The 9,215-nt window shown below is 74.5% G+C and carries 5 protein-coding genes and 1 pseudogene; 4 read left to right on the top strand and 2 right to left on the bottom strand.

What is annotated here, in order from left to right; all coding sequences use genetic code 11:
* Positions 1 to 241: DUF5691 domain-containing protein (locus DY218_RS26320; protein ID WP_456341175.1), on the bottom strand; the 241-nt coding region annotated here is incomplete at its 3' end.
* A gap of 95 nt (positions 242 to 336) precedes the next feature.
* Positions 337 to 1,683, bottom strand: a complete 1,347-nt coding sequence (locus DY218_RS26315; protein WP_128558621.1) for an SWIM zinc finger family protein — start codon at positions 1,681 to 1,683, stop codon at positions 337 to 339.
* 195 nt (positions 1,684 to 1,878) lie between these two features.
* On the opposite strand from DY218_RS26315, the gene DY218_RS26310 reads away from it, so the two are divergent.
* From DY218_RS26310 to DY218_RS26295, 4 genes and pseudogenes are all read left to right on the top strand, one after another.
* Complete coding sequence (locus DY218_RS26310) at positions 1,879 to 3,018, top strand: ATP-binding protein (RefSeq protein ID WP_128558620.1); 1,140 nt, start codon at positions 1,879 to 1,881, stop codon at positions 3,016 to 3,018.
* A gap of 50 nt (positions 3,019 to 3,068) precedes the next feature.
* Positions 3,069 to 5,594, top strand: coding sequence for a DUF5682 family protein (locus tag DY218_RS26305; protein WP_233521913.1), 2,526 nt, complete (start codon positions 3,069 to 3,071; stop codon positions 5,592 to 5,594).
* A complete protein-coding gene (locus tag DY218_RS26300; RefSeq protein ID WP_128558619.1) occupies positions 5,591 to 6,787 on the top strand; it encodes a VWA domain-containing protein in 1,197 nt (398 codons plus the stop codon). Before DY218_RS26305 ends, DY218_RS26300 begins: the two co-directional genes overlap by 4 nt.
* A gap of 1,429 nt (positions 6,788 to 8,216) precedes the next feature.
* Positions 8,217 to 9,215: pseudogene (locus DY218_RS26295) on the top strand (hypothetical protein); the annotation flags it as partial.

Raw genomic sequence — 9,215 nt, 5'->3', positions numbered from 1 at the left:
GTATCCCCGCGCGCCGGCGGACCGTGCGCACTGCGGCCGCGTCGAGCAGGGCGGCCGCCGGGTCCTTGCCCGGCACTGCCGGGCCGGGGCGGCGGGCGGTGCCGAGGAGGGCCGTGGTGACCAAGTCCTCCCAGTCGGCGGATTCGATGGGCGGGCTGCCGGTGGGGCCGTCCGCCGAGCCGTCGGCGGAGTGGCCGCCGCGGGTGGCAGCGTCGTCGGTGGCGGAGCCTGTGTCGATCACGGAAGTCCCTTCTGCGTACGTCGGGTGGTTCGTCGGGTGGTTCGAGGAGGCGCGCGGTGGTGCGGGCGAGCCGCCGTCGCCGGCCGGGCTGCCGCTCAGACCAGCGCCACCGCGTCCCCCTCTTCCGCCGGCCACGCGGTCAGCGGGGTGAAGCCGCGATGGCCGACCTCGCCGAACACCACGACGGGTGCGCCGCCGGACAGCGCGACCAGCTTCCACAGGCCGGGGCGCGCGGCAGCCGCTTCCGCCACCGGTATCGCCGACTCCCCTTGTGCGTCCGCCAGTTGCCACCCCTTGGCCGTACGCGTCGGCACCACATCCCCCAGCGTGACCGGCACCGAGTCCAGCCACGGGTCGTCCCGCAGCGCCGTCCCGTACGCAGTGGTCGCCCCCTCCGGTCCGACCGCGGCCGGCCGCGCACCCGTCGGCACGGGCGCGGTGAAGCGCTGCCCGAGCCCGGCCCGCGGACCCGCCGCGTACGACGACAGCTCCGCGTCGATCGCCGCGCCGACGGGCAGCGCGAGCTCGGGTGCGCGCCCGGCCGCCCCGAAGGAGAGGAGCAGCGCGGTCCGCCCGCAGGCCGTGCCGTACAGCCATATCCGGCGGGTGGTCAGCTTCGGCTCCACCGTGTCGTACTGGGCGAGCACCAGCCAGTCGTCACGGATCGGCGGGCCGTCCGCGGAGCCGGGCAGTCCGATGCGGGTGCGGACCGCCGCCGAAAGGGGTTCCGGCAGCTGCTCGCGGCGCAGCCACGCCTGGTCCAGGAGGTGGAGCAGCGCGCACTCCTCGAGCATGCGCACCGGCCGGCCCGGCCCCGAACCGGGCAGCGCGCCGAGCTCCCGCACCCGCGAGGCGAGTCCGGGCGCCTGTGCGTCCACCATCCGGCGGGCCGTCTCCTCCCACAACCCGTACCCCGCCTGCTCGGAACCGGCGAGGCCGCCGCGCAGCAGATCGGTGAGGCGCTGCTCCAGCTCCGTCACGCCCGCCGTGACCCGCTCGGCCCGCCGCTCCGCCCGCTTCCTGGCCGCCTCGGGATCGCCCGGACCGGCCGCCGCCCCGGCACCGCTCCCGCCGGCCGCAGGACGAGCTGCCGCCCGCTCGCGGCGCCCCTCCAGCCACTGCGCCGCAAACTCCGGCGGCGCCCCGTCGGGCACCGTGCCCGCGCCCTCCGCCCAGAGCAGCAGCAGCCCGAGCGCGTGCTTGCACGGGAACTTCCGGCTCGGGCAACTGCACTTGTACGCAGGGCCCGTCGTGTCCACCACCGTCTGGTACGGCTTCCTGCCGCTGCCCTTGCACAGCCCCCACACCGCCCCCTGAGCCGTGCTCCCCGTGCTGGACCACGGTCCGGCCGCACCGAGCTTGCTTCCCGCCTTGCGCGACGAGGCGTCAGGAGCCAGTGCAAGCACCTGATCCGCCGTCCAGCGCACCCCCTGCTGAGTCATGTCTCCGACGTTAGAACCCGCCACTGACAATCCGTCCGGCGAGCAGTCCCGCAAGCTGCGCCCAACCGGCGCCCACGCCACCGGAATTGGGGTCTGACCTGCATGGATGACCGATTGTCAGTGGCGTGGTGCACGGTTGTCACCACAGCCGGAGTACAGGTCGGGGCGATGCCGCGGCCGCCTGGAGGGGGACCCATGACCGTGACCGCACACACCACTGCCGACGGCGCCGCAGCCGCCCCGGCGAGCGAGCCCGCCGAATCCCTGCGGCCGCACGCCGAGGACGCCTTCGCGGCCGAGCTGACCGCGCTGGCCGCCGCGGACGACCGCCCGCGGCCGGCCCGCTGGAAGCTGTCGCCGTGGGCCGTGGCGACGTATCTGCTCGGCGGCACGCTGCCGGACGGCACCGTGATCACACCGAAGTACGTGGGTCCGCGCCGCCTCGTCGAGGTCGCCGTGACGACCCTCGCCACCGATCGCGCGCTGCTGCTGCTCGGCGTGCCGGGCACCGCCAAGACCTGGGTGTCCGAACACCTCGCGGCGGCGGTGAGCGGCGATTCGACGCTGCTCGTGCAGGGCACCGCGGGCACCCCGGAGGAAGCCATCCGATACGGCTGGAACTACGCGCAGCTCCTCGCCCGGGGCCCGAGCAGGGACGCCCTCGTCCCCTCCCCGGTGATGCGCGCGATGGCCGAGGGCATGACGGCCCGGGTCGAGGAGCTGACCCGCATCCCGGCCGATGTGCAGGACACCCTGATCACGATCCTGTCCGAAAAGACCCTGCCGATCCCCGAGTTGGGCCAGGAGGTCCAGGCGGTCCGCGGTTTCAACCTGATCGCGACGGCCAATGACCGCGACCGTGGGGTGAACGACCTCTCGAGCGCCCTGCGCCGCAGGTTCAACACGGTGGTGCTGCCCCTGCCGGAGAGCGTCGACGCCGAGGTGGACATCGTCTCCCGCCGCGTCGACCAGCTCGGCCGCTCGCTCGAACTGCCCACCGCACCCGACGGCCTGGACGAGATCCGCCGGGTCGTGACGGTCTTCCGCGAGCTGCGCGACGGCGTGACGAGCGACGGCCGTACGAAGGTGAAGTCGCCCAGCGGCACGCTCTCCACGGCCGAGGCGATCTCCGTCGTGACCAACGGCCTTGCGCTCTCGGCGCACTTCGGCGACGGAGTGCTGCGCCCCGGCGACGTGGCCGCGGGCATCCTCGGCGCGGTGGTCCGCGACCCGGCGGCGGACCGGGTGATCTGGCAGGAGTACTTGGAGGCCGTGGTCCGCGAGCGGGACGGCTGGAAGGACTTCTACCGGGCCTGCCGCGAGGTCAGCGCGTGAACGACATGAACGACATCAACGGCATCAACGACATCAACGACACGAACAGCATGACCGGCCGGGCGCAGCCGGCTCCCGAGTCCGGCGGACCCCCCGGCCCTTGGCTGCTCGGGGTGCGCCACCACGGCCCGGGCTCCGCCAAGGCGGTGCGATCCGCGCTCGAGGCACGGGCACCCGCGGTCGTCCTGATCGAGGGCCCGCCGGAGGCCGATGCGCTGGTGCCGCTGGTGGCCGACGAGGGCATGACGCCGCCCGTCGCGCTCCTCGCTCATGTGGTGGACGAGCCGGGGCGTTCGGTGTTCTGGCCGTTCGCCGAGTTCTCGCCGGAGTGGGTGGCGCTGCGCTGGGCCCAGGAGCACGGCGTACCGGCCCGGTTCATCGACCTGCCCGCCACGCACACGCTGGCTCTGCGTGCGCCGGACGCACGGCAGGGTGCGGACGACGATCCGGCGCCCGGCCCGGAGACCGAGGCACAGCCAGGACCTGAAGCACCTGAGCAGCAGGCCGCCACCGACGGCTTCCGCGTCGACCCGCTCGCCGTACTCGCCGAGACCGCCGGCTACGACGACCCGGAGCGCTGGTGGGAGGACGTCGTCGAGCACCGCACGGGGGCTGCCGGGCACGGCACGGCGGCCGCGGATCCGCTCGCTCCGTTCGCCGCGCTCGACGAGGCGATGGGTGCCCTGCGTGAGGCGTACGGGGACGGCGGCCACGAGCGGGACGCGGTCCGCGAGGCGTACATGCGGCTGCAGATCCGGTCCGCCCGCAAGGAGTTCGGGGACGACATCGCCGTGGTCTGCGGCGCCTGGCACGTACCGGCACTGCGCACCCGCAGCACGGTCACGGCCGACCGCGCCCTGCTCAAGGGCCTGCCCAAGGCCAGGACCGAGCTGACCTGGGTGCCCTGGACGCACCGCCGGCTCGCCCGCGCCGGCGGGTACGGCGCGGGCATCGAGTCCCCCGGCTGGTACGCCCACCTGTTCGCGGCCAGGGACCGGCCGGTCGAGCGCTGGATGACCAAGGTCGCCGGGCTGCTGCGGGACGAGGACCGTGCGGTGTCGTCGGCCCACGTGATCGAGGCGGTCCGGCTCGCCGAGACCCTCGCCGTGCTGCGCGGCCGCCCGCTCGCGGGTCTGACCGAGACCATGGACGCGATCCGCGCGGTGCTGTGCGAGGGCTCCGACGTACCGCTCGCCCTCGTACGCGACCGGCTCGTGGTGGGCGATGTGCTCGGCGAGGTCCCGGAGTCGGCGCCGGCCGTGCCCCTGCAGCGCGACCTGACCCGGCTGCAGCGCAGGCTCCGGCTCAAACCGGAGGCGCTGGAGCGGGAGTTGGAGCTCGACCTGCGCAAGGAGACCGACGCGGCCCGCAGCCGTCTCCTGCACCGGCTCCGGCTGCTCGGCATCGGCTGGGGCGAGCCCTCGCGCTCGGCCCGCGGCAGCACCGGCACCTTCCGGGAGAGCTGGCGGCTGCGCTGGGAGCCCGAACTGTCCGTACGGGTCGCGGAGGCAGGCGTCTGGGGCACCACGGTGGAGGGCGCCGCGACCGCGAGGGCGGAGTCGGACGCCGTCGGCGCGCAGGCACTGGCCGAGGTCACGGCCCTGGCGGAGCACTGCCTGCTCGCCGGACTGTCCGAGGCCCTGCCGATCGTGATGCGGGTGCTGACCGACCGCGCGGCCCTCGACGCGGACGTCGGTCACCTCGCCCAGGCGCTGCCCGCGCTGGTCAGATCGCTGCGGTACGGCGATGTGCGCAGCACGGACACCGCAGCCCTCGCCGAGGTCGCGGCGGGCCTCGCCGAGCGGGTCTTCGTCGGCCTGCCGCCAGCCTGCGTGTCCCTCGACGCGGACGGCGCCGCCGAGATGCGCACCCATGTCGACGCGGTGCACACGGCCGTCGCCCTGCTCGGACAGGAGACATCCGCGCGGCCCGGGCAGGGCCCGTCAGGACCTGCCGGTACGTCCGACAGCCGTGGCATACGCGGGCGTTGGCACCGAGTGCTGCGGAAGCTCAGCGCGCGTGACACCGTCCCCGGCGTGATCCGCGGCCGCGCGGTCCGCATGCTGCTCGACGAGGGAGTGCTGGCCGAGGACGAGACGGCCCGCCTGATGGGCCTCGCCCTCTCACCCGGCACACCGCCCGCGGACGCGGCGGCCTGGATCGAGGGCTTCGTCGGGGGCGGCACCGGCGGCATGCTGCTCGTCCACGACGAACGGCTGCTCTCGCTGGTCGACGCCTGGCTCACCGGGGTCTCGGCGGATGCGTTCACTGACGTACTGCCCCTGCTGCGGCGGACGTTCTCCGAGTACGAGTCCGGAGTGCGGCGCACGCTCGGCGAGCTGGTGCGGCGCGGCCCGTCCGACGCGCAGGCGCCGAGCGCGGCCGGCGGGGGCGGCCTGCCCGGGTTCGCCGCCGACCTCGATCCGGTGCGGGCGGACTCCGTACTGCCGGTGCTGCGGGCGCTGTTGGGCCTCGGGGCGCCCGACGGGCCCGCCTGCACCGCTACCGCTACCGCTGGTGCCGCAGCCACCAGCGTCCCTTCCGACCACGACCTACGACAGGAGGCTGCCGTATGACTGCTGCCGACGCGGTGCATGTGCGGGGCGCGGCCGGTGCGGAGGCCGGCGGGGGCGAGCGGCTGCGCCGCTGGCGCCTCGTGCTCGGCGGGGACAGCGCGGACGGCACCGGCCACGAACTGACCGGCCGGGACGCCACGATGGACGGAGCGCTCTCCTCGCTCTACGGCCGCGGGGACAAAGAGGGCCGGTCGGGCCGGGACCGCTCGGCGGGGCTCGGCGCCTCGGCGCCGTCCGTGGCCCGCTGGCTCGGCGACATCCGGACATACTTCCCGTCCTCCGTCGTCCAGGTCATGCAGCGCGACGCCATCGACCGACTCGGCCTGTCCACCCTGCTCCTCGAGCCGGAGATGCTGGAGGCGGTGGAGGCCGACGTACACCTGGTCGGCACCCTCCTCTCGCTCAACAAGGCGATGCCCGAGACCACCAAGGAGACCGCACGCGCCGTGGTGCGCAAGGTCGTCGAGGACCTCGAGCGCCGCCTCGCGACCCGCACCCGCGCCACCCTCACCGGCGCACTGGACCGCAGCGCCAGGATCAACAGACCCCGCCACCACGACATCGACTGGAACCGCACGATCGCGGCCAACCTCAAGAACTACCTGCCCGAGTACGGCACGATCGTGCCCGAGCGGCTCATCGGTCACGGCCGGGCCGCCCAGTCGGTCAAGAAGGAAGTCGTGCTCTGCATCGACCAGTCGGGGTCGATGGCGGCCTCGGTGGTGTACGCCTCGGTGTTCGGCGCCGTACTCGCCTCGATGCAGTCGATCCGTACGCGGCTCGTCGTCTTCGACACGTCCGTCGTCGACCTCACCGACCAGCTCGACGATCCGGTGGACGTCCTGTTCGGCACGCAGCTCGGCGGCGGTACGGACATCAACCGCGCGCTCGCGTACTGCGAATCGCAGATCACCCGCCCTGCCGAGACCGTCGTCGTCCTCATCTCCGACCTCTACGAGGGCGGCATACGGGACGAGATGCTGCGCCGGGTCGCGGCCATGAAGGCGTCCGGAGTGCAGTTCGTGACTCTGCTCGCGCTGTCCGACGAGGGGGCACCGGCGTACGACCGGGAGCATGCGGCGGCCCTGGCAGGGCTCGGCGCACCGGCGTTCGCCTGTACGCCCGATCTGTTCCCGGAGGTGATGGCGGCGGCGATCGAGAAGCGGCCGTTGCCGATACCGGCGGCCGACTGAAGGGCTTCGGGCCGCGGACTCCTGCGCGCGGTCAACGGCGGGCGCGGATCGCGGACAGCGGACATGTGCATACCGGACATGGCGCCTCATCGGTAACACGGGGCTTGCGCCGTGCCAGGAGTCGCGTGCGAGGATCGGGGGTCCCCGGTCGGAGCGTTGTGTTCCGCACGGCCGCGCGAGTCGGCCGTGACGCGGGCGAGCACCGCGCCGCCCGGCTGTGCCACGACCGAGCCACTGCTTCGGAGGGCCCTCGACCTTGACCGCCGCAGCCACGTCTCCCGTTGCCGCCCGGCGCGCTCCGCGCCGTTCGGCGACGCGGCATGCGCTGGGGCGGCTGGCGTTGCGGCTCGGGGTCGTGCTGGGCGGCCTGTTCGCCCTCGGACTGCTCGCCCTCGTCTGTGCGGGTGCGGCTGGGGCCGCGAGCCCGGGGGACCACGGGTCCACCGCCGGCATCGAGCTACGGGTCCCTCCGGTGAGGCCGGCCGCCATCACCGCGTCTGCTGCGTCTGCTGCGCACGCGACCGATTCACCGAACGAGCGGACCGCGCCGGCCCCGAAGGCTTCGGCCCTCGAACCCGCCCGTATGCCGCCGGAGGGGGCGCCCGAATCCACCCCGGACCTCACGAAGCGGACGACACCCGCCACCGCGGCCCCGGGGGCCACCACGGCCGACTCCGCGGGGATCCCGACCGCCGGCGACGAGGCCCCCGACGGCCGGCGCACCACTGCCGAGAAGACCGAGACCGCCGTCCGCCCGGCGAAGGCCGACGAGACCGCAACGATCCCCACGGCCGCGAAGCTCGGTAAGTCGTCCGATCCGGCGGTATCTGCGGCTCGGCCTGGCCGGCATGCGACGGCTACTGATGTGGCGGTGCCGGTTGCGCCGTCGAACGCGCCTGAGGCGCGGCCGGCGGACGAGATCGCATCGTTCGGTGGGGTCGCCTCGATCACCGGGGCTGTGGGGCGGGGTGAGTCCGGACATGCAGGTGGTCCGGTGACACCGGACGGCGCTGCGAGTGTCGAGCGGGCCGCGCGATCGGGGGAGGCCGGGGGCCTGGTCCGGGGCGCGGGCGTCGGCGAGTTGGCTGATCCGGCGGGATCTGCGGCTCGGCCCGGTCGGCATGCGACGGCCCCTGATGCACCGCAGCCCGGTACGCCGCCGACTCCACCCGGTGCCGCAAAGCCCAGCAATCTCCCCGCAGCGATCGACGATCACGTGGTCCGCACCGCCGCTCCCGGCGCCGTATCGATCGACGCGAGCTCGCCTGCGACGCCGCCGGGCCTCGATGACCGTTCCGACGGCGCCGACCTCCGTCGCTCGACTGGTCCGGCCACGGCAGTCGGCGGCAACGGGGCCCGCGGTCAGGTCGGTTCGGTGAGCGAGGGCCGCGACCACGAGGCCGGCGGTGCGGACGGACCGGCGATCGCGATGACTGACCGCGTAGTCGGGCTCACAGACCACGTTGGCACGGGCGCCCGCGGAGCGGATCCCGCGACGGAGGCCCGCGACCGCGTCTTCGGGAGCAACGGCGTCCTGAACCTGAGCAGTTCGGCAGCAGCAGCACTGCTCACCCGGTCCTCCGAAGGCGCCGGCGCCGTGCCCCCGACCGCCCCGCCGACCGGATCTCTCGAGCATCTCACCGCCCCCGGCGAAGCCGTGACTCTCGCCCCGCTGACCGGCACTCTCGACCGGATCACCACCACGGCCACCGCGGCCACCACCGGCGAAGCCGTGACCCTCGCCCCGCCGACCGGATCCCTCGACCGAGCCGGTGCCGTCCTCCCCCCGGCCGCACCGGTCACCGCAACCCTCGCCGGAGTTGCGGACGGCAACGGCCTGCGGCAGTCGGCCGGTTCGGTCACGGGGAGTGTCGAGCGCGTGGTGACCGGTGTCGTGGCCCTGACCGGCGCCGTCACAGCGGTGGATGTCCCGGCGGACGGGCCTGTCGGTCGTCCTCTCACCGGCCTGGTCCGCGGTGTCGTCCACACCGTGAACGGGGTGCTCGAGGGCACCGGTGAGGTGGTCGGCGGCACCGTTGACCAGCTCACTGCTCCCGTGGAAACCCTCGCCGCAGGAGTGGCGGACGTGCTCCCGGTGCCGGCGATGTCCGTGCCCGTGCCCGCGCTCGTACCGGCCATCCCGGACCCCGCAGGGCCGCAGGACGAGACCGGCCGGTCCACCGGCACAGCCGAAGCATCCTCCGAAGCGCCCGCCGCAACCCCCGCAACCCCCGGAGCCCGCGCCGCAGTCGACGGCGCGGGGCACGGACCCGCCGCCGCCGAGGCGGCGTTCGCACCGGTCGACCGGCCCGCCGCGACGCACACCGCAGCGGCGCGCGCGGTCGAGACCGGCGACGGGAAGGCCCCGTCCCCGGCGCAGCGGCCCGGTGGCAAGGCCGGCCAGTGCGCCGCGGACAGCGGCAGCCAG

The sequence above is a fragment of the Streptomyces triticagri genome, assembly GCF_003429565.1.
GTDB lineage: Bacteria > Actinomycetota > Actinomycetes > Streptomycetales > Streptomycetaceae > Streptomyces > Streptomyces triticagri.
This window is presented reverse-complemented; position numbering and strand designations above follow the sequence as displayed.